Origin of the sequence: Vibrio sp. EA2, from assembly GCF_033042495.1 — a bacterium.
GTDB lineage: Bacteria > Pseudomonadota > Gammaproteobacteria > Enterobacterales > Vibrionaceae > Vibrio.
The window spans coordinates 214,783-240,459 of sequence record NZ_JAWLID010000004.1 but is presented as its reverse complement, the minus strand read 5'-3'; the positions used below and the strand labels follow the sequence as shown (position 1 = coordinate 240,459).

17 protein-coding genes are annotated in these 25,677 nt (G+C 45.5%); 9 read left to right on the top strand and 8 right to left on the bottom strand.

The features are described 5' to 3' along the window. Positions 1 to 109 precede the first annotated feature (109 nt). A complete protein-coding gene (locus RXX31_RS11910; protein WP_317589590.1) occupies positions 110 to 1,291 on the bottom strand; it encodes a tetratricopeptide repeat protein in 1,182 nt (393 codons plus the stop codon). Positions 1,292 to 1,833: 542 nt separating this feature from the next. Here RXX31_RS11910 and pulA point away from each other — a divergent pair. Next, entirely contained in the window at positions 1,834 to 5,820 is a 3,987-nt protein-coding gene (gene pulA / locus RXX31_RS11905) for a pullulanase-type alpha-1,6-glucosidase (protein WP_317589588.1), read from the top strand. A 73-nt stretch (positions 5,821 to 5,893) separates the two neighbouring features. On the opposite strand, the gene RXX31_RS11900 is transcribed toward pulA, so the two are convergent. The 4 genes from RXX31_RS11900 to RXX31_RS11885 form a co-directional block, all read right to left on the bottom strand. Further along, positions 5,894 to 7,492 carry an alpha-amylase family glycosyl hydrolase gene (locus RXX31_RS11900; protein ID WP_317589587.1) on the bottom strand — a complete coding sequence of 533 codons (1,599 nt, stop codon included), beginning with the start codon at positions 7,490 to 7,492 and terminating at the stop codon, positions 5,894 to 5,896. An 89-nt stretch (positions 7,493 to 7,581) separates the two neighbouring features. Continuing rightward, a complete protein-coding gene (locus RXX31_RS11895) occupies positions 7,582 to 8,088 on the bottom strand; it encodes a glycosidase (protein ID WP_317589585.1) in 507 nt (168 codons plus the stop codon). A 300-nt stretch (positions 8,089 to 8,388) separates the two neighbouring features. Further along, positions 8,389 to 9,198, bottom strand: a complete 810-nt coding sequence (locus RXX31_RS11890; RefSeq protein ID WP_317589584.1) for a MalM family protein — start codon at positions 9,196 to 9,198, stop codon at positions 8,389 to 8,391. A 100-nt stretch (positions 9,199 to 9,298) separates the two neighbouring features. Then, a complete protein-coding gene (locus RXX31_RS11885) occupies positions 9,299 to 10,588 on the bottom strand; it encodes a maltoporin (RefSeq protein ID WP_317589582.1) in 1,290 nt (429 codons plus the stop codon). Positions 10,589 to 11,044: 456 nt separating this feature from the next. On the opposite strand from RXX31_RS11885, the gene glgX reads away from it, so the two are divergent. Next, positions 11,045 to 13,024 carry a glycogen debranching protein GlgX gene (glgX, locus tag RXX31_RS11880; RefSeq protein ID WP_317589581.1) on the top strand — a complete coding sequence of 660 codons (1,980 nt, stop codon included), beginning with the start codon at positions 11,045 to 11,047 and terminating at the stop codon, positions 13,022 to 13,024. Positions 13,025 to 13,345: 321 nt separating this feature from the next. Here glgX and RXX31_RS11875 read toward each other — a convergent pair whose 3' ends face one another. Next, entirely contained in the window at positions 13,346 to 14,332 is a 987-nt protein-coding gene (locus RXX31_RS11875; protein WP_317589579.1) for a LacI family DNA-binding transcriptional regulator, read from the bottom strand. Positions 14,333 to 14,720: 388 nt separating this feature from the next. On the opposite strand from RXX31_RS11875, the gene RXX31_RS11870 reads away from it, so the two are divergent. The 3 genes from RXX31_RS11870 (at position 14,721) to RXX31_RS11860 (ending at position 18,270) form a co-directional block, all read left to right on the top strand. Further along, entirely contained in the window at positions 14,721 to 16,160 is a 1,440-nt protein-coding gene (locus RXX31_RS11870; RefSeq protein ID WP_317589577.1) for a sucrose-specific PTS transporter subunit IIBC, read from the top strand. A gap of 257 nt (positions 16,161 to 16,417) precedes the next feature. Further along, the gene (locus RXX31_RS11865; protein ID WP_317589576.1) at positions 16,418 to 17,062 is read left to right on the top strand and encodes a recombinase family protein; all 645 of its coding nucleotides are present in this window, start codon (positions 16,418 to 16,420) and stop codon (positions 17,060 to 17,062) included. After that, on the top strand, positions 17,059 to 18,270 hold the full coding sequence (locus tag RXX31_RS11860) for a multidrug effflux MFS transporter (protein WP_317589575.1): 1,212 nt from the start codon (positions 17,059 to 17,061) through the stop codon (positions 18,268 to 18,270). The genes RXX31_RS11865 and RXX31_RS11860 overlap by 4 nt, the downstream gene beginning before the upstream one ends. Before the next feature lie 72 nt (positions 18,271 to 18,342). Here RXX31_RS11860 and RXX31_RS11855 read toward each other — a convergent pair whose 3' ends face one another. Both RXX31_RS11855 and RXX31_RS11850 read right to left on the bottom strand, forming a co-directional pair. Then, positions 18,343 to 20,373 carry a TonB-dependent receptor domain-containing protein gene (locus tag RXX31_RS11855; protein WP_317589574.1) on the bottom strand — a complete coding sequence of 677 codons (2,031 nt, stop codon included), beginning with the start codon at positions 20,371 to 20,373 and terminating at the stop codon, positions 18,343 to 18,345. A 137-nt stretch (positions 20,374 to 20,510) separates the two neighbouring features. Continuing rightward, complete coding sequence (locus RXX31_RS11850; RefSeq protein ID WP_317589572.1) at positions 20,511 to 21,449, bottom strand: LysR family transcriptional regulator; 939 nt, start codon at positions 21,447 to 21,449, stop codon at positions 20,511 to 20,513. Between the two features lie 197 nt (positions 21,450 to 21,646). Here RXX31_RS11850 and RXX31_RS11845 point away from each other — a divergent pair, with 197 nt between their 5' ends. From RXX31_RS11845 to RXX31_RS11830, 4 genes are all read left to right on the top strand, one after another. Continuing rightward, positions 21,647 to 22,567: a siderophore ABC transporter substrate-binding protein gene (locus RXX31_RS11845; protein ID WP_317589570.1), complete on the top strand. Its 921-nt coding sequence runs from the start codon at positions 21,647 to 21,649 to the stop codon at positions 22,565 to 22,567. Positions 22,568 to 22,656: 89 nt separating this feature from the next. Then, positions 22,657 to 23,613, top strand: coding sequence for an ABC transporter permease (locus RXX31_RS11840; RefSeq protein WP_317589569.1), 957 nt, complete (start codon positions 22,657 to 22,659; stop codon positions 23,611 to 23,613). After that, complete coding sequence (locus RXX31_RS11835; protein WP_317589567.1) at positions 23,606 to 24,556, top strand: iron chelate uptake ABC transporter family permease subunit; 951 nt, start codon at positions 23,606 to 23,608, stop codon at positions 24,554 to 24,556. Before RXX31_RS11840 ends, RXX31_RS11835 begins: the two co-directional genes overlap by 8 nt. Positions 24,557 to 24,567: 11 nt before the next feature. Continuing rightward, positions 24,568 to 25,329: an ABC transporter ATP-binding protein gene (locus RXX31_RS11830; protein WP_317589565.1), complete on the top strand. Its 762-nt coding sequence runs from the start codon at positions 24,568 to 24,570 to the stop codon at positions 25,327 to 25,329. Positions 25,330 to 25,677: the final 348 nt, after the last annotated feature.

Sequence of the window (25,677 nt, the reverse complement as noted above, 5' to 3'; positions counted from 1 at the left end):
ATTCACAGCACATTGATATTAGATGTCTAGTCTCGCGAAGGCTCACTGGAATGGCGCGATAGAGCGTCTGAAGTGACAGCCATAACTCAATAGTGACGGATAATGAGAATTACGTTTTCAGAAAATTCTGACTGAAGTCGAGAGCTTCTTTTGAGAGGCTGGATGACGTTGACCACTTAGGCTCACACTCTACGACCAAATCATCCTGGAAGTTAAAACATTCCTCTTCTAACACTTTTTGTTTGGAGCCGTTTTTGTTTGTGAACACTTGTCCCACAGCATCTTCATCAGGGAAGTACGCCTCACGCTTATAAACCTTGTTTAACGCTCGAATGATGGCGTGTTTTTTCACCATACCTGATGTCAGCATTTTTTGCAGAGGTTTGGCAATCACTTGTAGGCCCACCACCACATCAACACCGATATTGCCCGCGACTTTATCCCGTAAGGCTCGTGCGGGTTCGTAGCCCATACTGGCAGCAAGAAACAGCCAGATATACGCAATGGCGTTGCCCGTTTTGCTAGAATCTTTCCAGGCTTCTCCAGCATAATACATGCCTTCCGCACTGCCGAGCTCCGCGGCACTTTCCAGCCAGTAACGGCCTTTCAGCATGCTCTTTTCAGTGCCAATGCCCTTGGTGTAACACAGTCCTACCTGAATTTTCCCAGCAATACTGTCTTTCTCTGCAGCCTTCATAAACCAATAGAGTGCGTCGGCACTGTGGCCCGATGTATTTTCCGGGGATAATAGCCATTCCCCCATATGCAGCATCGCATCAATACAGCCCTCATTGGCCGCTTCTTCGATCAGTTCATGCCCTTTGGCAATGTTCTGTTCCACACCTCGACCAAAAACCAGCGCTTTTCCGGTGATAAATTTCGCTTCCAGATCACCTTCTACGCCAGCGATCGCAGTGCGCCAAAAGTTTGCCTGCTCTTTTAGAACCACATCTTCACGCATACGCTCACTCATGCGAACAATGCCGTACATGCCACTGATGTTGTCCAGCTTCGCCGCTTTGTCGTACCAATACAAAGCCTGCTTGGTATTGTTTCTTTCCGCTTCTTTCGCCAGAAATAAAATTGTTGGTATATGCCCGGTTTCAGCCTTAAATTCCCGCTCTTTAAGCTCTTGCTCACGGGCTTTTTTCATTGCCTTGCGATATGCCGCCTCACGAGCCTGCCGCTCAAGTTCCAGGCGTTGCTTTCGCATCGACAGCGAGATCATCCACACAAATATCAGGACAAGTGAAAGGCCAGTTGCCGCAATGGCAATACCCATGCTACTCATAAACCGCCTCTTGTTCTCCATGATATAAATTGACGTTCCCCCATAGGGAAACCCTTAAATTGCTTTTGTCTGAATAGTTTCAGCACTTTGACTTTATATCGGCTACCCGATGAAAATCTGAAGTTGAGAAATAAAGAATGACGTGATTAAAACTCAGACGCCTTAACTTATTTTTTATCGAAAATTATTAGTTAGCTTTTTATAGAAGGTAGTCACGCTTTTGGGGCTGAGACACTCTCCTCCCCTGTCATCCCCCCTTCCTACTCCTATCAAAATTAACATTTTGAGTGTGTGTCGCTCCTCTCACTATGCGTTCATTTTATTAGTTAATTTGTGAACCAAATCCACTGTGTAAGAAAATTTTCATTTGTAAAAAACTAAGCAGTCCGTTCTCACATTTTGCTGATGAGTCAGTGTATTAGCATTTCTTTGAACATTTCCTTTCGGCATTTGCACCAGATAGGACGTAGCGTTCTTCCGTTCTTTGAGCCGAAGAACTGACGCGTTCTTTATATCAATTCAATAAAAATGGATTTGTAAACGTGGACAAAAAAACATTTAAATTATCAATAATTGCCAAAACCGTACTGCCTTTGATCTCCGTCGCGGTGATCAGCGGTTGTGGTAGTGACAGCACCGACGACAATACCACCAGCCCGAGTGCAGGACTGTACCCTGCGGGAGAGAATGAAGTTGTTGTTTACTATAAACGTGACGTTGCCTCAGCATCGACAGCAAACGGCTACGATGGCTGGGGTCTGCATCTATGGAACGGTGAAGGCTGTACCAGTACTGATTTAGATGCCATGGGCATTACGAGCAGTGGTACGGATTGGGCATCACCTCGCCCATTTGATGGTATCAGCGAAACTTACGGTGCGTACTACGTACTTAAAGTCGATCCTGATGCATCTGACCCTTACGAATGTATGAACTTCATCTTACACAATGGCGACGACAAAGCATTCGGTAGTTCAAACTCTAAGGTTGAACTGACTAAGATCGGCGAATCTAAAGGCGTATTTGGCTTCCACGGCAGTAGCGAACTTTTCTACGAGCCAATAGAAGAGCGCCCTGTTGACGTTGACGGTCAAAAAGCTCATTGGTTAGATGCCACCACAATTGCGTGGGAAGCAGCAGCAAACGCTGACTCAATGAAGCTTTACTACAGCCTGACTAACGACATCCAAATGGATGAAGACAAACAGATCACTGGTGGCACAGCGATAGAACTAAGCAAAGCAGGTGATTTGTCTGACGAGCTGAAATCTCGCTTCCGTCACCTGTCCAGCCTGCAAGCTGCTGGTATTGATGTGGATGACGCAACACTACGTACCATTCTGAAATCACAAATCGTGATGGTAGCCTACAATGCCGATGGCGATGTTATTTCCGCAACAGAGGTGCAAAAACCAGGCGTACTGGATGCGGTATTCGCTGATGCCGATGCTGGTAACGCGATCGGTCAGGAACTGGGCGCGATTGTTGAAGGCGGCGCTGCAACCTTCAAGCTATGGGCACCTACGGCTCAAGATGTTTCTCTGATCATCTACGATGAGAACCTGCAAGAAGAGTCAACCGTTACCATGACGGAAGACAGCGTCACTGGTATTTGGGCTTCAGAGCCACAAAGTAACGTAGTGAACAAATTCTACCGCTACCAAGTGAAGGTTTACCATCCAACTACAGGTGTTGTGGAAACGCGTATGGTCACTGACCCATACTCACTAAGCTTGTCGCTAAACTCTCTTTACTCACAAGTTGTCGACCTCGACGATGCTAGCTTAATGCCACAAGACTGGAACAATTACGAACGTCCAACCGTTGAGAAAGACGAAGATCACGTATTGTACGAATCACATCTGCGTGATTTCAGTTTTAGTGACAGCCAAGGCACTGCTGCATACAACGGCAAATACCTTGCTCTGACAGAACCTGAACGTGAGTCTGTTTCTCACCTACAAGCACTGAAAGATGCTGGTTTAACAACCCTACACATCCTGCCTGCATTTGATATCGCTACCGTCGATGAGAATGTGGATAACCGCGTCGACATTAACGACACCGTTGGCAAGCTATGTGGCATTAAACCAGATGCGGCAGTTTGTGAATCAGAAGATGAGGCGAAAGTCATTGAAGATGTCCTGAACGGTTACGATCCTGCAAGCGGTTCGGCACAGACACTAATGAATGATCTGCGTATGCTCGACAGCTTCAACTGGGGGTACGATCCATTCCATTACACCGTACCGGAAGGCAGCTACGCGACGAACCCGAATGGCACACAGCGTATTCTGGAGTTCCGTGAGATGGTTCAGGCAACGCATAAGATGGATCTGAAACTGGTGATGGACGTGGTGTACAACCATACCAACGCATCAGGCATCAATGAAAAATCTGTTCTGGATAAAATCGTTCCGGGGTACTACCACCGTCTAAACGTGAATACCGGTGGCGTAGAAAACTCCACCTGCTGTGATAACACCGCAACTGAAAACCTGATGATGGGCAAACTGATGGTTGACTCACTGAAGGTGTGGGCAGAAGACTACAAAGTCGATGGTTTCCGCTTTGACTTGATGGGCCACCAACCAAAAGATGTGATGGTTTACGCGTTAGAGCAAATCCGTCAGATCGACCCGAACACGCTATTCTACGGCGAAGGTTGGGACTTTGGTGAAGTGGCTAACGATGCGCGCTTTGACCAGGCGACGCAGCTAAACATGGCTGGCACAGAGATTGGTACCTTCTCTGACCGTCTACGTGATGCTGTTCGTGGTGGTGGTCCATTCGATGGTGGTGTTGATTCAGATGGTAACCACTCACTTCGCTATAACCAAGGTTTTGGTAACGCTGCATACGCAAATGAAGAAACCAGAACCGATGCGGATTCAGTGAATGGCCGTCTGCATAACCAAGATATCGTTCGTCTGGGTATGGCTGGTAACTTGGCAGACTACATCCTTGTCGATTACACCGGTGAGACCAAGCTTGGTAAAAACGTAGACTACAATGGTGCGCCAGCAGGCTACACTAAGATACCTTCAGAGAACATCGCTTACGTTTCTAAGCACGATAACCAAACACTGTGGGATAACAACGCCTACAAGATCGCAACAGGTATCAGCTCTGCTGAACGTGCTCGTATGCAAAGCGTATCGCTCTCAACCGTAATGCTAGGCCAGGGTATTCCGTTCATTCACATGGGTTCAGAGCTACTTCGTTCTAAATCAATGCAGCGCGACTCTTACGATTCTGGCGACTGGTTCAACCGTGTCTTCTTTGACGGTAGCGACAACAACTGGAATGTCGGTTTACCTCGCGAAGACAAAGATGGCGATAACTGGGATCTTATCAAAACGATCATCAGCGACAGCACAGCCAAGCCTGATACAACCGACATTGAGCTAACCAAGCAGCAATTCCTCGAGCTACTAAAAATCCGTAGTTCAAGCGAACTGTTCCGTCTGGATACCGCTCAAGAAGTGATGAATCGTGTCGACTTCCGCAACGTGGGTCAAGATCAAGTTGCTGGTCTGATTGTCATGTCTATTGATGATGGTGTATCGGCCGGTCAGGATCTGGATCCAGCAAACGACGCGATTGTCGCAGTAGTTAACTCATCATCTGAGGCACAATCGTTTACCATAGCTGGCGCGAGCGGCTTTGAACTTCATACCGTACAGCAAAACTCTGCGGATCCTGTTGTTCAAGGAGCAAGCTTCTCTGAAGAAACCTTCACAGTACCAGCGCTAACAACAGCGGTATTTGTACAGCCTCAAGCTGGCGCGCAAGGTGCGGGTCTGCCTGTGAATACGTCAAACAAAGACGTATCGAGCATTCCTCCTTACGGTGAAACTGTGGTTTATGTGAAAGGCACAATGAACGGTTGGGCAGACAGCTCAGACTGGGCAATGACCTTCATTGGCAACGGCATGTACTCTGTCACTGGCGTATTGGAAGCAGGTGTTCATGAGTTCAAATTTGCAGATGCTGGTTGGTCAAATCCAAACATTGGTTGTAGCGCAGCGGATCAGGGCGGTGACTCTCTAGATTTGGGAACGGGTGACAACTGTTCATTAACGGTAACTGAAACGGGTAAGTACAACTTCATTCTTAACGCACTTAATGTTCAAGATGAAAGCGTAGAAAAGCCTGTCGTTTCGGTAACGAAGTCAGCAGATGCACCAACGTTTGGCGAAACTGCACTTTACCTACGCGGTGATGTCACAGACGTTAACTGGGGAGCAATAGAAAGCGCGAAGTTCAGCTACGTGGCAAACGATGTATACTCATTAGACATCAACCTGACTGCGGGCACGTTCGACATGAAGGTCGCCAGCTCAGATTGGGCTGACGAAACTAACTTCGGTGGTCAGGGCGCAATTGAGTTCGGTACGCCATTAACCATGGAAGCGGGCGGCGCAAGCGGTAACATCAGTATCACGGTGCCAGCAGACGGAAGCTATAACTTCCACTTTAATGCCGCTGATACAACAGCACCAATCGTAACAGTGACTCAAAACTAATTGATTCAACGATACCAAAAGGGGAAGCAATCGCTTCCCCCTTTTTTTTAACTTCTACAAGCTTAAATTTTACTTATTGGCGTATTGCAAAAAAGCGCGCTTGTAAAGGCGACATTGGGATTAGATACTGGCCATTACTTGGCGTGATCGTCTCATTCGTCAGCAAGTCAACCAGATCTTGATTGCTGCCAACAGACTCCTCACTTAGTATCACGTTTCTCGCGCTTTCTAACGTATTCAACGTGAACAACACTCGGTCTGCACCTGCTGTTTTTAAGTCAACATAACTGCCGTTGTCCGCCATCAAATTAGTGCGTGAACCTTCATATAATGCAGGATGTGCAGCACGCATAGTCATCAGAGATTGAACATAACTTTTAAGGTCAGCCTGATTAGCATCTAAAGTTGCGGTAATCCCTTCAATTTTCGCGCTGCTTCTGGCAACGTGGTCATCACATAATCCCGCAAGAGCACAAGTGTTGATGTCCTCTTTTGCTGCAAAGCCGTCAACTTGGTCGCCAATTTCGTCTCCGTAATACAAAGTTATCGGTCCCGAGTAAGCCGCTTGGAAAGCGAATGCCGCTTTATGGCGCAACCAGTATTCTGCTTCGTTGACATCCGCCAGCCCACCTCGTTGCAATAGATCACCAAACCGCACTAAGTCGTGGTTACCTATCATCAAGTTTGGTTGTGCATGGCTTGGATATTGTTGGTGAGTAAGGTAGCCATTATCTAGCCAATCAACCCCTCTTCCACCAACACCGCTTTCATTTACTGCTAAGGTTTCGACAATTCGGTAGCGCATCGGGAAATCAAAAGCGGAACACAAGGCAGGATCACTTTCAGCGCCATAAGCCTCATCTGCAATGTCTGATTCCCCTTTCCAGATTTCCGCCACCATGTAACCAAGAGGGTTCACCTGCTCACCTTCGCTATTGGTGTAAGTCACATTTTGCGAGGCTTGATCGACCGCTTTGCGCAGTTGTGTCCAGGCTTCTGTGGGCACCTGATACGCCTGATCTAAACGCCAGCCATCTATTTTGAGCTCGTTAATCCAATAGGTCGCCACTTCTTTATAAAACTCAAGGCTCTGTGGATAATCAACAGGGTTATTTGATCCCGAAGGTAATAAACCGGAAGGTGATGGTTTAATTAACCCCGCTTTATGGTGTCCGAACACACCATCAAAAAAGACGTACAAGCCTCGTCTGTGTGCTTCTTCCACCAGCGTTCTTGCGGTTTCTAAATCACCAAAGTTCGGATCTATCGTAAAATAATCCGTCGCATAGTACCCCGTGGCATCCAAACGATCAGCCCAGTCATCTTGCCCATCAATGGCTTCAGACTCAAAAATAGGCGTTAGCCAAATTGCATTCATCCCCAAGCTTTGGATGTAGTCCAGTGAATCAATAATACCTTGCAGGTCACCATTGTGATGACTGGTGCCATATCCCGTGGAATAACCAATACTCGTATCGCCATCGACAAAGCTTTCAACCATGATCTGATAAGTCCGAAGCTGATTACTTTGCTCCAATACACTTGTCTGGCAAGCATAGTTACTGACTTCGGGTAACGTTGCTCCGCCATTATCACCATCAGATGAATTACAGCCCGCTAGAGCGCCTGTTACGGCTAAGGCCAGTAAAGATCGATATAGTCGTTTATTCACGTATAATCTCCCCAAAAAATAGCCCCAGCATTTTTCACATGCAGGGGCTAATTAAATAAAAATCAAAATTAAACTAACTTAACAGAATATTACTGGCACTTATTTACCATGACATTAAGAGGTTTACCTTCCCCTTCAAACTGAAGGCTCCAGACATATTCCCCGCCTTCTTTAATATCAACTGAAGTGTCTGTACCGTAACCACCAAAGGTTAATGGCGTTAATTCGCCAACATTCATTCGATTACCTTTAGCCGTGAACTGAGGGAACCATAACTCTGTTGCATATTGCATTTTAAATGAGCCTGATTTTTCTTGAGTCACCGCTTGATAGATATTATTTCCTTTGTAATTATATTGGCGCTGAGGCACATGTTTCCAGTCAGAATCTGCAAATGTACCAACGACAAATAACGGTTTCTTAATTGGTCCTTTGTCTGCACTATCTGGGTTATCACAAGTCTGCATGAATGCAATCGCTTCCGCATCAGACATATTCATAACGGGCTGTGCAGCCGTTTCAGTCTCAGAGGTAGATTGACAACCAACTAAAGCAACAAGTAAGGCAGCAGCAAGAGAAGTCTTCATCATCTTCATATTCACGTTATTCCTTTTTAATTAGTAAAGCTCGTTAAAACAGACAAAGCTTAATATTGAAATTTCCTCATGTATGAGGTAATAAAAACTTTATCCTGCTGAGCTTAATTACTTGGATAGATATATTCACCCGAACATAAAATTCAGGTTAGGAATATTGTTTAATTATTACTCTAGCCAGTACTAAAAACAAAGGGATAAAAATAAATATGTGAATGAGATAACTGTATGTAGGGGTGAATATTTAAAGGTTTATTTATTATTTAAAAGGCCAGCATTGCACTGGCCTTTTTTATTCTATTATTTGCTATTTACCGCTTTAACAAATACTTCTTGTGCACCTTCGATGCCTAACTCTTTCGCTTCATCGAGTAAGGTTAAGGCTTTAGGAATATTCTCTTCGGCTACTGCTCTTTCAATTGCACGATGGTAGTAACCGGTTAATTCCGCACCTTCTGGAATATTATCGTTTTTCGCAACAATCTTAGTCGAAACAATATCATTCGCAGTTACCGATAGACGGAACTGACCGAGAGGGCTGTGCTGTGCATATGGATCAGCAATATCTGGCGGCTGAGTATGACGTGCTTTAGCATAGGCTTTTGCCGGATGCAGAATCTGAGTACTTCCTTTCAAGTCTTCGGAAGTGGTGTAAATTAACACATGAAGGTCATTGCCACTCATGTCAGGAATAACATTGAGATCAAGTACGAATTTGTCGTTGTCCAACATTTTTGCCGGTACGTACTCAAACTTTGAGAAATCTGCGGAGTAAACCGTTTTTCCGTCCGCATTAACCACGATGACATTTGGCGCATAAAATCGAAGGTCTGTGCTGACGAATGTCTCTAGTTTCAAATCGAGACTGCCACGGTTTCCTGGAAGTGCAAATGCTGCGATAGCGCCTGCGCTGTTACCATCCAGTAGCATTTGGCTTTTATCAGTCAAAGCAAAATCAGTAACCACAGGTACATCGAGCGGTACCCATTGAATATCACCAGACTGGGTGATCACTTGTTGCTGGTCATTAGATGTCATCTCTACTTGTTCTACAGACGCACAGCCAGACGCCAACATGCCCAGCAGTACGGGAGCAAGCCATTTTCTCATTACTGTCTACCTCGACTTTTTATTGTTTTTGAAATAAATACAGCCAGATAGGTTCTGGCTGTATCATTCTAGGACAATTTAGGACTTAGTGGCTAGATGATTACCACCAAGCTTCAGCTTGTACACCAAATTGGAATGTATCGTCTGAACGACCGCCGTCAAATTTTTGCGAATCGTTATCGTCGTCAGCGGTTAGGTAAGTCGCGTATAGACGGATTTCTGGACGTGCCCAGAAGCTAGAGCCAGCAGACCACGCTTGAGCAACAGTCATCTTACCGTAAGTGCTTTCGAAACCATCGTCGTCGTCAATTGCGTAACCCGCTTCGAAGATAGTCTTGTTGTTTTCATCCCATTTGAATACTGGGCGAGCAACTACAGAGAATGTTTCCCACTTGTCTTGACCGTCCCACATGTCGTTACCAACACCGTAAACTAACTGGTGACCAAGTTCCCAGTTATCACCCAGGCCGATTACACCCCAGTTGATGATACGGTAGCCGTCTGCACCGTCGTTAGCTTCTGCACCGTACCAGCTACCGTCGCCGTAGAATGCGAATGCTTTAGAGTAACCTTCTGTACCGTACTGGAATACAGTTTTGTTAAAGCCAGAGTCTAGACCTTGAGTCAGCTCAGCAGTAACCATAACGCCATCTTTCGCGTCTTTAGTGCTGTTAGGAGCATCGTCAGTTTCGTTTACGATTGCGTAGTCCAGACCCATTTCTAGAGTTGCGTTTGACCACAGAGAAAGACCTGCATAGCGAAGGTCTAGAGTATTAACGTTCGCATCGCCGCCGTCGTTACCTGGGTCAGCAATATCACCGCGGTCGTTACGAACCCATGCGAAAGATAGTTTACCAGGGCCAGCTTCGATACCTTCAATACCCGCGCCTGCACCAGAGATGTTCCAGTAGTAGAAGTCAGAGATATGAACGTCGTGACGTTGGTAGAAGCGCTTACCTGCCCAAAGTGTTGCTTCAGGAGCGAAGTTTAGCAGGCCATTCGCTTGAACATTGAACTGACGTAGAGCGAATTGTGCGTCATCAACACAATCAACGCCGTCTATAGCATCGTTGTCATCGTAGCTTAGACCACAGTTAGCAGAAGTACTTTCCCAGTCGTTAGAACCGTTAGAAGTCATCGCAACCATAGAGTCTACATAGAACGTTTTACCGTTGTTGTTGTAAACTTCCTGGCCTAGTTGTACTTCACCGTAGATATCGCCTTCGTTACCAAGACGACCAATTTTGTTCTTTTCAAATGTTACTTGTTGGCCACCGTCACCACTCACGCCAACGCCAGCACGCATGTAACCATGAAAATCCACTGCGAATGCAGAGCCAGCAGCTAAAGAAGCAGCCACTGCTGCAGCAATTACACTTACTTTTTTCATTCTTAACTCCATTAAGGGTATTTATAATTCTGTCTTTCCTGCTCGCTCTATAGATGAATAAAAGGCAGTTTAACTTCACCTAGAGAATGAGAGGTAAGATGGGAACAAGTCCCCGTTTGTTTCAACACAATCGAGATTACCGGAGGCGTACAAGGATGACTTCCTCCGCCCTAAACTAAATTAAGGGGGATGAGAAAGGCGTAGAAAATATACCGCATGGCGTTTCATCTAGCTATATCACGGATATAGGGCGTAGTTCGTAAGTATTTTCATTTATGGACAGGTACAAAATGATAGGAAGGTCAAACTTTAAACAAAAAAGTGATAAATTAAAGTAATTAAATTACATGAATATTTTATCTTGTTTTGTAATTAAGGCTGTTGACCTTAGTAAGACAAAGTTTTTAACTTATAGTTTCCTATAGGTAGCAATAATTATTAAATAAAGAATCTCAGATGACGCAAATTCGATCTCGCCCATATCCCTTGGGTGCAACACTGAATAAAGAAGGCTGTAACTTCGCTATTCACTCGCCCGAGAATAAAGACATAAAACTGGCGTTGTTTTCCGACGACGGCAAGTACACGCTGTACGATCTACCTGGCGAATACGCGGGTATACGGCACACCTTTATTCCAAAAGTTAAGGCTGGTCAGAAGTACGGCTACATCGTCTCCCATAATGACGAACCGCTGCTCATCTCGGACCCTTACGCCAAATCCATCGATAAGGCACTCCATTACCAACCGCCTTACTCTGCAAAGAAAAGCTTTGATATGCCAAAGTGTGTGGTTATCAAGGATGACTTTGACTGGCAGAAAACAGAACACCCACGTATCCCAAGAGAAGAGATGGTGCTATTCGAGACCCACGTAAAAGGTCTGACTCAGCTAAACCCGAAGGTCGAAGCGGCTAAGAAAGGTCGCTATTTGGGGTTATCCTCTCCAGAGATGCTCGCTTTCTATAAACAACAGAACATTAACACGTTGCAGCTGCTACCTGTCGCCGCGTGTATGCACGAGCCTCATCTTTTGGAAATGAAGAAGGTAAACTACTGGGGCTATAACCCTTACCTGTTTATGACACCAGACCCTCGCTATGCGAAGAAAGACGCGGTCAACGAGCTAAAAGAAACCATTCGTGAATTGCATAAAAACGGCATCGAAGTCATTCTGGATGTGGTCTATAACCACACCGCTGAAGGTGGCGAAGGACCAACGATTTTTAACCTGAAGGCTCTGGATTCTCGTTTTTACATAAAGCATGGCACTCACTTTGCTAACTATACCGGCTGTGGCAATACCGTTGACCTCACTTATCAGCCGGCATTGAACTTAGTCATGGACACGCTTCGTTACTGGGTGAGTGAATTCAAAGTGGATGGCTTCCGCTTCGACTTGGCCGCGACACTTGGACGTCAGGGAGACAATTACAATCCAGAAGCGGCGTTTTTTAAAGCGGTGGCGCAAGATCCCGTTCTCCGTGAGACAAAGTTAATCGCTGAGCCCTGGGATATCGGCCCTAACGGCTACCAAGTGGGTAACTTCCCCTTTGGCTGGAATGAGTGTAACGATAAGCTGCGTGACATCTCTCGTAGCTTCTGGCGCGGCGACCAAGGCTACTTAAAAGAGTTTGCGACACGCCTAATGGGATCAAGAGATATTTATAGCGCCGCCAATTGGCCTTACAAACTGACGGTCAACTACATCACTTATCATGATGGCTTCACACTGCAAGATTTAGTGTCTTATAAGCACAAACATAATGAAGCCAATGGCGAAGAAAACCGCGATGGACACGGTGATAACCGTTCAGAGAACTACGGTGTCGAGGGTGAGACGGAAAACTTGATAGTCATTGCGACTCGCGAAAAGCAAAAACGCAATCTTATCGCAAGTTTGTTGTTTTCATTTGGTATTCCTCACATCCTGACGGCTGACGTGTTGTCTCACACACAGGAAGGCAATAACAATGCCTACTGTCAGGACAACGAAACCAGCTGGTTAAACTGGGGCCAAACAGAACGCAAACAACATTTCAAAATCTGGATGTCGCAAATGGTTGCTAACCGCAACAAGTACATGGTGCCGTTTATTCGCTCATTCAGTGGTGATAACCGCAATAACAACCGGATCTTCTGGCGAAGAACGGATGGTCACCTAATGGAGCACGACGACTGGAACCGCCTTAGCTCTGTGGCACTACACCTTGGGATTGGCAAAGATGGCCAAGAGCTGGTGTACTTAATCAACCAGACCAATGCGACTGCACGCTTTAAGTTGCCAAATGACCGTAAACAGAATTGGGTTACGATTTGTGATACCAACGTACGTAACTTAAATCCTGGCCATGCTGAGGGCGAAGTGCTACTTTCACCGACTTCCATGGTGATACTGCATTACCAGCCAAACTCTAAAGCGAAACCCACTGTGTAATGATAATGCCAATCGCTTAACGACTTCATCTGTGTCATTCCAGCGAGCTCTAGCGAGACTAGGAATCTAATAGCAGCGCGCTGACCAGTTAATGAAATAATTTCGACCATAAAGTGCTTGGAAATTAGATCCTGAATCACACTCCTTCGTCGTTGTTCAGGATGACTGGAGGCTTAAAGACACCGTTAGCTGCTAAACGAACGGCATTTCTGCGTAATGAGCGGTTCTTTAGGGTAGAACGAGAAGCAAAAAGCCGATGCTTTTAAGCGCATCGGCTTTTTATTCTCTTGCCAAGGGAACGTTCCCCAAAATTATAATCGGCTAACAGGTTTCACGTTCGATGTTTTGGAAAGTAAGCACCACTTTGCTCATTTCCTCGCCACGACCTTCAATACGTTCAAGCAGCATTTTTGCGGCATTTTCCCCTGCTTTATCAAACGCATAGTTAAACGTTGATAAGCTTGGAATACTAATGCTCGACAGTTCGTCATTACCAACGCCGAGCACGCGTACCTGCTCTCCGACCTTAACGCCCATTTCACGCAGCGCCTTCACAGCACCCACGGCAATACGGTCAGTCGCACAAAACAGACCATCGACTTGCGGGTAGTTTTTTATCAACTCTTGCGCTTGCTGGTAACCAGACTCTATGGTGAAGTCACCTCGTGCATGGGCGAGCAATGATTGCTGGTGAAAAGATAAAGCCTGCTCAAGACCCTGCGAGCGCTGTACATCAACGGCAATATCATCACCTTGAACGCCGATGAAAGCGACGTGTTGACAACCAGCTCCAATCAGGCGGTTACCCGCTTCAAACCCCACACGTACGTCGTCATGAACAACACTTGGTACATTATGCAATGAACCATCCTGCCCGACGAGGACAACCGGTACATTGGACTGCTGAATCGCTTTAATTAATTTTGAGTCTAAATGCGTCGCGTAGAGAATAATGCCCTCAACCCGCTTTTGGTTAAATATCTGAATATATTCAACTTCTTTTTCATAGAGCTGGTGTGTATTGGCCAATAGAACGTGCTTGCCAGACTGCTCAATAACCGCGGTTAACCCATCAACACCCTGAGAAACAGCATGAGAAGAAACGCGAGGTACGATCACACCAATAAGATTTGTCTTTTGTGATTTGAGATCCTTGGCCACTTGATTCACTACGTAGCCACACTCTTCCACCGCTTTACGCACTTTAACTTTAGTGGCTTCCTTTACCCCATACTCGTCGTTTATCACGCGAGATACGGTAGATTTCGATACACCAGCCAAACGCGCAACGTCGTGCAAACTTGCCATATTGCCCCTATTCCACTTATTTATTGGGATTGTTTGCAGAAAGCTATCTGTATCCCGAGTCAATTAACGTGATTTTACCCTCGTTAAGCGGAGTTTTGTTAATCAATATAGGGATCACACTCACATATTTCAGTCTTATGCTTTGACCACTTATGAATAATCATCAAAAATCCACTTTGCAAACGTTCCCAAAAATACAAAAACGATAAATCAGGTGCTGATAGGTACTCAGACCACAAAGCTAACTGGGTTTGAGTATCATAAAGTCAAATATCCCCTCGATATTAGGTGGGGAAGCAGGTGGGTCGGTAACAGCGAGCAATCTGTACTATTGGCGTATGCACTTGGATACATTTTTAAATTTCAGTAATACCAATCGGGGTGTGCAATGAACTATCCAGTCATAGCAAAACAATTACTCGAGCACTTAGGCGGTAAAGATAACCTTCAAGCCCTCGCTCACTGCGCAACGCGCCTGCGCCTAGCGCTAAAAGATGAAGACAAAGTTAATGAAGAAGCCATCGGCAACTTAGACGGCGTAAAAGGCCAGTTTAAAGTTGCGGGCCAATACCAGATTATTTTTGGCTCTGGCATCGTAAATCAGGTGTACGCTGAACTGGCGAAACAGACTGGTTTAGCTGAAATGTCGACGAATGACGTTGCATCGGCTGGAGCCCAGAAACAAAATATCGTTCAACGTGCCGTGAAGGGTCTGTCGGATATTTTTGTTCCAATTATTCCGGCGATCGTTGCGGGCGGTTTGCTGATGGGTCTTTTCAACCTACTTACCGCACAAGGCTTGTTTATTGAAGATCAGTCCATCATAGAGGCCTACCCGGGTTTGGCTGATTTAGCGAGCATGATCAACACATTCGCCAATGCACCTTTTGTTTATCTACCTGTTTTACTGGCATTTTCTGCTTCGAAGAAATTTGGCGGCAACCCATTCTTAGGTGCTGCACTTGGTATGCTAATGGTTCACCCAGACCTGTTAAATGGTTGGGGCTTTGGTAGTGCATCGGTTTCGGGCACGGTCCCAACCTGGAACATTCTGGGCTTAGAGATCCAGAAAGTGGGTTACCAAGGTTCAGTACTACCGGTTCTCGTCTCTGCGTTTATTCTGGCAAAAGTTGAGATCGGTCTGCGTAAAGTGATCCCTTCAGTACTGGATAACTTGCTGACGCCGATGCTGGCTATCTTTATTACCGGCTTCATTACTTTCACTCTCGTAGGTCCGTTTACTCGCGACCTTGGCTTTATGCTTGGTGACGGTCTGAACTGGCTATACGATTCCGCAGGTTTCGTTGGCGGTGCGCTGTTTGGCTTTATCTACGCTCCATTTGTTATTACCGGTATGCATCACAGCTTTATCGCGATTGAAACTCAGCTACTGGCCGACATCGCAACTACTGGCGGTACCTTTATCTTCCCAATTGCAGCCATGTCAAACATAGCCCAAGGCGCAGCGGCACTAGCCGTAGGTTTCACAACTCGTGATACAAAAATGAAAGGCATCGCAGTGCCATCTGGTATCACTGGCCTTCTTGGGATCACAGAGCCGGCCATGTTTGGTGTGAACCTGAAACTTCGTTATCCATTCCTGGCGGCAATCGTAGGTTCAGCTGTAGCGAGCGCGTTTATCACTCTATTTAACGTGAAAGCACAAGCTCTTGGTGCGGCAGGCTTGCCAGGTATTATCTCAATCTCACCAGGCAAGATAAGCTACTACATTGTCGGCATGATTATCGCCTTCATCACAGCATTCGCCCTGACGGTTGTACTGGGCATGCGTGAGAAAGCAAAACAAGGTAAACAAGCAGCTGCTTAAGATTGCTAGCGTCTATGTTAACCACTGTCCCATCTTCGTTTCTCGCTCCTGAGGTATGAGAACTTAAATCAGATGGAAACAGCCCCCACGCCATTAGGTTTTAGAACCAAGCCAGTCAGAAGTCTTCTGACTGGCTTTTTTTGTTTCTTCCGGTCGACTTCTCAATGGCTCATTTGGTGTTGTAAGTATTAATGAACCCATGTATATTTATGAACCATTACATTATGTGAACCAAATTCTTTATCAGGCAAATGACCATGACAACCTATCTTTATTCACGCTATTCGCCTCGAAACCGAGCTTATAGTGAGAACCTTCCAATATTGAAAGCTGCCGCCCCTGAAGCGATGCATTTCGAAGATCAGGGACGTGGCTGTATACCACCCGCTGAGCGTGAGGCATTTCAAAAGTTAATTGATACCGTCAAACCTGGTGATACGGTCATCATTTGGTGGCTAACGACGTTTGGACGTGATTTCAGTCAGTCACTCAATACCATCGAACTGTTACTCAATAAGAATGTGACACTGAAAACGGTGTGCGAACCGCTGTGCTTCGAGCCAAACTCGCTCGAAACCCAAACCATGATCGCACTGCTATCTGGCTATGAAAAAGTGCAAACCCAACACCGCTTGTTTGCGGCGGAACAAGGTCGACGTGCGCTCAAAGGCGAACCAGAAAGGTGGAAGAAGAAATTCCGAGGTCGCCCAGCGGATAAGGAAAAGCATCAGCAAATCGCGACACTACTGCTTGAAGGTAACACGCTACAAAGCGTTGCCCAGCAGTGTGAAGTTAGCTTATCGACCGTAAAACGTGTCAAAGCCAAACTGAATGAATTTGATGATGAAGGTGGGCTGAGAACACGCGGGAGAGCGGGTCTTGCAAATGGTGAATCTTCATGAGAAACGCCATTAACTTTCGTTCCATTTTACTCGCATGCTTGATTATCAGTATTGGTCAGTTGAGTATGGGACTGGTTATGCCATCCCTGCCATGGATAGCGAAAGACTTTTCTATTTCACTCGATCAAGCCCAACTATTAGTAAGTATTTACTTACTTGGCTTTGGCCCATCCCAGTTTATCTATGGCCCGATATCTGATGCACTAGGCAGAAAAAAGGTCTTGTTAACCGGGTTGCTGATTGCCATGTCCGGGCTGCTGATGATCATATTTATGAGTCAGACTTTTACTGGCATGGTCATGGGGCGTTTTCTGCAAGGGCTTGGTACTGGCTGTTGTGCCGTGTTAGCTCGTGCCTCTACCCGCGATCGCTTTAGCGGAAATGAACTTCCGGTCGCGATGTCTTACATTGCAATGGCGGCTTCAATCACGCCTCTTATGGCGCCCGTGATTGGTGGTTTCATTAACTTCCATTTCGGCTGGAGTATGGTGTTTATTTCGTTGTTAGGTTATGTCTCGATTGCCTGGATTATTATTGCTTTTCGATTTACAGAGACAATACCAAAGCGTACTTCCATTCCATCACCTAAGAGGATGTTACGTCAGTACCGCAACCTATTGACCTCTCGTTACTTTATGAGTTTTGCTAGCATCAGTTGGCTTAACTTTAGCTTGATGATCACAACCGTATCTGTCATGCCATTTATTATGCAGGATCAGATCGGAATGACTTCGGATGAATACGCCATGTGGGCACTCATCCCTGCCCTTGGTATGTTGGGTGGCACAACCATTTGTAACCGTGCTCGTCCAATTATCGGCAATAAAAAGATGCTGCTATGTACCCCGGCGTTACATATCAGCGCAGCGTTATGGCTATTCTTCTGCCCGGTAGAGCCTTTATACTTAATGCTTGGGCAACTGCTGATGATTTTAGGTAATGGCATTGCTCTGCCATGTGCCCAAGCCTTGGTCATGCAGCCGTATAAGGAGCAAGCAGGTACCGCAGCCGCAATGTCTGGTGGCGGTCAAATGATCGTCTCTTCACTGGTCAGTTTGACGCTGGTTCAGTTTGGTTTGAGTGAAGCCTGGCACCTTTCACTGGTTATCGCCCTGTTCACTGCCATCACATTAATGAATATTCTGCGGGGATTCAGTACCTCGTTACCTGCTGAGCAGACGGTTGACCAAGTCACTCAGTCAAGCTAGTCATATTGGTTATAAAAGAAAAGGGGCGCCACAGTGTACACTGCAGCGCCCCTTTATCATTTGAGTTGCTATTTAGAAGTTAGCCGTCATACCAACATAGTAAGTGCGTGGTGCTTCTACATAGCCAATGTTTTCAAGCTCTTTCGAGACACTTTCATCGGTCAGGTTGGTAACACCGGCACGAACGCGCAGTGACTCATTCACATGGTATACCGTACCCATATCTAGCGTTGTGTAAGAGTCTTGGGTTAACTCTGAATCAATCTTACGCTCACCGCGGTAACGAGCACTTGCAAACAAGTCCAGATCTTGAGTTGGGTACCAATTCAGGCGAGCAAATGCTGAGTGCTTGTAACGCTCATTAAGCTCTTCGCCTGTCGATTTGTCTTCAGTATCCAGGTAAGTGTAGTTACCTGACATTGCCCACTGCTCAGAAAGCTGGATGTTACCGGTCAACTCTACGCCTTGAATAACCGCTTTAGAGACATTTTGAAATGACTTGTATGGATTAGAAAGCTCACGGTCGATTGGGTTACCATTTTCGTCGATACAGCTCATGATCGAACTTGACCACGTTCCTGTTTCACAGAAAACATCAGTTTGTTCAATCAGGTTTTCAACCTCGTTACGGAATAACGCGGTTTCAATATCCCAGTTACGAGCACTGTATAGTGCAGAAAGCTCATAGTTGATGCTGGTTTCAGCACCAAGATCTTCATTACCCTGAATGTCACAGTTACCTTTACAACTGATCAATTTAAAGTCTGAGTTATTCTGTGTCATGGTTGGCGCTTTAAATGCTTTACCTACGCCACCTTTTAGAACCAGTGAGTCTGTGGTTTGGTGTACAAGGTAAACACGCGGGCTGAATTCTTCACCGAATTGCTCATGCTTGTCCAAACGGCCACCAATGGTTGCGGTTAACGTATCCGTCACTTCCCACTGATCCTGAGCAAACACTGCACCTTGGTAGGCTTCTGCTTTGTTATCAACCAGGTTTTCCGGGTTGCTTAGCTCGCTATTCTGATAATCCATGCCGAATGTGAACGTATGGCTATCGCCAAAATAAGTCGTCGCCGATGCTTCAACAATTTGTGTCAGTTCTTCAATTGAATCCACACCATCGTTCGCGGCATCAACGTTATCCACGTTTTCACGCGAGTAACGCACTTGAGTATCACCCCAAGACCACAACCCTGTGTGTGAGATTGCCTGGCTATCACGTTTAACACGAGACTCAGAGTAAATTACTCGTGTTGCACTTTCCGCCGCGGTATCACGTTCATCATTACTGAAGCCTAAATCCAGATCGATAAACTGGTTCTCAGCTAAGTGCCATGACAATGTACCAAACAACGCCAATGTGTCACGCTCTTCTAACGCCGTAACCTCAGAACGATCGTAGTCAACGCCTCTTACCGTTTTAATACCTGAGTAAGGTTGCCACGCATCGCGGCTGGTTTGTGACACGGATAAACGTGCAAATAATGTGTCATCAATTAAAGCACCTGACGTGGTTAGGCCAACCGTATATTTCTGCCCGCCGTTGCCGTCATTTGGTGTCGCGTTATCCAGGCTTAGCTGAGAGCTCCAGTCGTTTTCAGGCGACTTAGTAATGATATTGATCGTACCGCCCATTCCATCAGAGCCGTAAAGCGCAGACATAGGACCACGGATAATTTCAACACGTTCAATTGAATCCATTGGAATGGCAGAGAGATCAAAGTCGTTACCACGAACAATCGCACTCGCAGAACTCATACGACGGCCATTCACCATGATAAGCGTGTATTTTGAATCCATACCACGGATAGAGATCTGCTGACGCCCCGCTCGAGTGCTGTCGTAATCGGACTCGACGCTGGTCTGGTTTGCTACGATATCCGCTAATGTAATACCAGGATCATTCTCGATATCTTCTGCGGTAATGACGGACATCGATGCCGGCGCATTTTTCAACTCTAACTGAGTACGAGTTGCCGTCACAACCATCTGTTCATCGACGTTGGTTGGCGTGGTATCAGCTGATACTGACATTGAGGCGCATAGTGCACCGATCACCACTGCTAATGGCTTTGTTGCTAACAGAGTAGTCTTAGGCATAATAAAACCTGTTATTATTATTGAAAGTTATAATGATAATAGTTCGCATTAAATAGGTTTTATTTAGCTAAAACAAGTCCCCCTGCATCCAATGAGCAAATTACCACTATACACAAAGTGAATAACAAGAAACTCGATCATTCACCTTCAATAGGTTCGTATATTTCTTTGAATAAAGACTTAACCCAATTACACATCGGATCGTTGTGATAGCGTTTATGCCAATACAGATAGACTGACTCGCTATCAAGACGAATTGCTTCTGGTACCTTTTTTGTTACCAGCTTGCGGCCAAGGCATGCTCCCTCTGCAAATGGGGTGGGTAAATGAAATACCACATCCGTTTCTTCCGCAATGGCAGGCGCCGCATTAAAATTAGACAGCTGTATGGGTATCGACAGTCTGCGATTTTTATCCACCACACCAAGCTCGGCGAACCGGTGGTAAATTGACAACGTTTTTCCTCCCTGCAGGGAGATCTGGCCAAAATTGCATTCCAGTAACATGTCTATCGTTAACTCTTCGACATCGGCCAATGGATGAGAATCGCTCATTAAGAATCGATAGTCTCGATTGGCAATTTTCATGCGATACAGGTTTTGCTCAGAACTCGGGGGAGAAGCGGTAGAAAGCACAAAATGCACATCACCAGTAATCAAATCATCGAAATGCCTTTTGGGGATAGAGTCGATATCGACAATCATGTTCGGAGCTTCTTCTCGAATGCGTGCAATCACACTAGGTAACAACATCGTCACTTGAGGCACTAAACCATAAAAGCGTATCGTCCCTTTGCTCTTCTCTGGCACAAAAGACTGCCCATGCATTAGCTTTTCTAACCCAGTTAGTACGGAGGTTAAATCCTGCTTGATGACCTCAGCTTTTGGTGTCAGCTCATAACCATGTGCGGTCCTAACCAGTAGTTCATCGTTAAATAAATTTCTAAGCTTTTGTAAAGACCGACTCACGGATGGCTGGCTCATATTCAGCAAAACCGCAGTATTAGACACGTGCTTTTCTTCAAGTAAGTTCTTGAGAATAAACAGCAAGCTTAAATCCATTTGACTTAAATTCACTTTTTGAATACTCACTATTCTGACAATTCAGTTGCTGGTTATAACCTATCTGATAACGTGTCTGCAATCAATAATCATTCTTATTTGTTTTAAATCAAATTAAGTTTCAATACTTTTCAGCTCATCTTTTGCTCTGCTTTCACGTTTAAACGCTTTCCAGTTAGATGGCTGACTTATAGACCTTTTTGGGAATCATTATGTTTGGTAAAACTTCTCTTCGTGTAGCAACAAGTGCGCTACTACTGGCATTAGCGCCCATCGGGGCCATCGCAAAAACCTACCAACACAGCATGGGCTCGGTAGAAATTAATGAAGTACCGAAACGCGTCGTCGTCCTCGGCTACGGTAGTCTTGATTTCGTCGATGCTCTTGGGATCACGCCAGTGGGTGTGCCAAAGACACTACTTCCAACCACACTGGAGAAGTACAAAAGCGACTCCGTGGTAAACACCGGCAGTGTAAAAGAAGTCAATTTCGAAACGTTATTTACGTTGAAACCCGATCTGATCATCGCAGAAACCCGCATGGCTGAGATCTACCCAGATCTGAAAGACATCGCTCCGACTTACATGTTCGAAATTGATACGACAGACTACTGGAAAACCACGCAGAAGCACTGGCAGGCATTAGGCGAAATCTTCGAGAAGAAAGACCAGGCGAATCAATTGATAGAAGATGTTCAAGGTCAGATCGATGCCCTGCATAATAAAGTTGTCCAGAACCCACCACGTGCTTTAACCGTTTCGAACAGCGGCAATAGCTTGGCGATGTTCGGGGAAAAAAGCCGTTTCTCATTTGTGTATGATGAAGCAGGCTTCAAGACATCAACTTCTGAAAAGGTGAAATCCGTCGCTGGCAGGCACGGCAATCTGATTTCATTTGAGTACATAGCAGATGCGCAACCAGAAGTATTATTGGTGCTTGATCGTGAACAAGCAATTGGTCAGAGCAACGGTAAAGCAAAAGCGTTATTTGACAATGAACTGGTGAAATCAACACCAGCTGCTAAAAATGGTCGTGTGATGTTTATTGACCCAGCGGCTTGGTACTTGACTGCAGGCGGTTACCATTCAACTCAAACCATGATTAAAGAGCTAAACCAAGTCGTTGTTAACTAAAAAGCCCTCTTTACTCACCGTATAGAAAATGACCTTTCCGCTTTGGGTGTGAAAGGTCATTGTCGTATATATAAAGCTGTATCTGCACTATGAAATTACATCATGTTTTGGCGTTTGCTTTGCTCATCTTACTCGCTGGCACCTCTTTGCTGGTCGGAGTAGCAAACGTATCTCTCACGCAAATTTTGTCTGGTGACAGCCATAGTTTGAATATTTTGTTAGTCAGTCGACTTCCGCGTTTACTAGCCATTGTCTTAGCTGGCGCAGGTTTAAGTATCGCCGGATTGATCATGCAACAAATCGTTCAAAACCGCTTTGCTGCACCATCCACCACAGGTACCGTCGACTGGGCAATGTTTGGTTATATCATTGCTTTGATCTTCTTCGCAGATATGAGCAGTTGGGTCCACCTCGTAACCATCTTCGCTTTTTCGGTGCTTGGTACGGTCATTTTTGTACGCTTCCTGCAGAAGTTGAAGTTCAAAAATACCGTTTTAGTCCCATTGATCGGCATCATGTATGGCAATGTGGTCTCTTCGATGACGACCTTTGTCGCGTATAAATATGATTTAGTTCAGACACTTGGTTCATGGACGGTTGCGAATTTCGCATCTGTTTTACGCGGTAACTACGAGTTTCTATATTTGGCGCTCCCTGTATCGGTACTGGCTTACGCTTATGCCAACCGCTTTAGTGCCGCTAGTGTCGGTGAGAGTTTCGCCAAAAACATCGGCTTAAATTACCAACGTATTGTACTTATTGGCGTTATCTTAGTTGCGGTGTTGTCATCATCGGTTGTGATGATCGTGGGGATGATTCCTTTCCTTGGCCTTATCGTGCCAAACCTGGTGTCGATATTTATTGGCGATAACATGCGTCGCAATTTGCCTTGGACGGCTTATGCAGGTGTGATTCTGGTGCTGACCTGCGACATTTTAGGCCGTCTGATTATCTTCCCTTACGAAATCCCTATTTCGATGATCATCAGCATCTTAGGCGGTACTGTTTTCATTTACCTGGTATTGAGAGACAAAGCGAATGCGTGATTCCATTAAAGTCATGGTACTCGCGGTTGTCGCAGTACTCATTTGTGCCGTATTTATCGGCAAAGGTTTAACACCGGACAACTACCAATTTTTCTTGTCTCGTCGTGTACCTAAAGTCCTGGCAATTGTATTAGCGGCTATCGCCATTGCCTCCTCGTCACTAATCTTCCAGACGATCACCAATAACCGAATCCTGACCCCGTCAATTCTCGGTTTTGATTCCCTGTATGTGATGATTCAGGTGGTATTGGTGGTGATGTTTGGTGGTCTGAGTGCTCTGGTCATCAACAGCAAACTCAATTTTGTTCTGTCTACTGGCATCATGATTGTGTGTGCGATGACCCTGTTCAGCTTCTACTTTCGAGGACGTCAGCGCAACATCTTCACCCTGTTACTGATTGGTATCGTGCTCAGCAGCTTGTTCAGTAGCATCACTGGCTTTTTCACTATGGTGACCGACCCGGACGAGTTTAACTTCATTCAGGGCTCCATGTTTGCCAGCTTTAATAACATCAACAGCGAGCTGGTCTACTGGTGTGTCGTGCCTATGCTGCTATGTGGCGGCTATTTAATGCGTATCTCAAATAAACTGGATGTGATGTGGCTAGGTGTGGATAACGCTAAGAGTTTGGGCGTGAACACGCATAAGCTAACGATGCAAGTGATGTTCATCATCACGCTGATGGTCTCTATTTCAACCGCTCTGATTGGCCCAATCCTGTTCTTTGGTTTGATTGTGGTGGCGTTAACTCGTCAAGTATTTACTGGATACCAGCATCGCCTTCTGATTGTCGCAAGTTCTGTGCTGTCAGTGGTTTTGCTGTCTGGCGGCCAGTGGGTAGTCGAAAACCTATTCGATTTCGATACCACGATCAGCGTAATCATCAACTTTATTGGCGGCGGTTACTTCCTAGTTCTGCTTATGAAAAATAAATTCGACTAAAGGTTTATCACATGATCCGTATTCAAGGTTTAAGCAAAAAATACAATGAAAAATACGTGGTAAAAAATGCGGATGCCCTTTTTCCACTTGGTAAAGTAACCAGCATTATCGGCCCAAATGGCGCCGGTAAAAGTACCCTGCTGTCGATGGCAAGTCGCCTGACAGAAAGCGATGCAGGTACTGTCGTGATCGGTGATAAACCGCTTGATCAATGGAACACGGAAGATTTGGCCAAGCGCCTTTCCGTGCTGCGTCAGTCCAACAACATCAATATGCGTTTTACTGTGCGTGATTTGGTCGCGTTTGGCCGTTTCCCCTACTCTCAGGGACGCTTAACAGCAGAAGACAATCGCATCATTGAAGAGTCTATGCAGCATCTGGAAATCGACCATTTACAAGATCGCTTTATTGATCAGCTGTCTGGTGGTCAGCGACAAATGGCTTTCATTGCGATGGTTGTAGCACAAGATACCGACTACATATTCCTTGATGAGCCACTGAATAACCTCGATATCAAACACTCTGTCGATATCATGAGTACACTGCACAAGTTGGCCAAACTGAAAAACAAAGCGGTCGTGATCGTGATTCACGACATTAACTTTGCCTCCTGCTATTCCGACCATATCGTCGCAATGAAGCTGGGTGAAGTCATTAAGGCAGGTACAGTAGAAGAGGTCATTGATGAAGCGGTATTAAGCGACATCTATGAGATTCGGTTTATCGTCCAGGAAATCGATGGGAACCGTATTTCTTTATACTATCGACGTTAACTCTATCAGCACACGAAATGGCGGCCTCGGGTCGCCATTTTTGTTTTAAACCCAAGACGGTTAACAGCGACACCGCTCCCTTGTGAGAAACAGCGTACGTAACACCATAATGCCTCAAATAGGAACATCTGTGTCTCAAAATAGTGCAAACATTCTGTCAACACCTAGAAAAACATCAACTATTCATATAAAAACAACAACTTAAAAACTGGTCTACATTTTGCTTTGTATATATAGAATCGATGCTTCGATATAGATGCATCTACCACCAGCAACTCAAATGACGCTCGCGTTATAGTTGCTTAGTTAGATTGTTTTGTTTACTTAGTTCTATCAAGGTGACTTAGT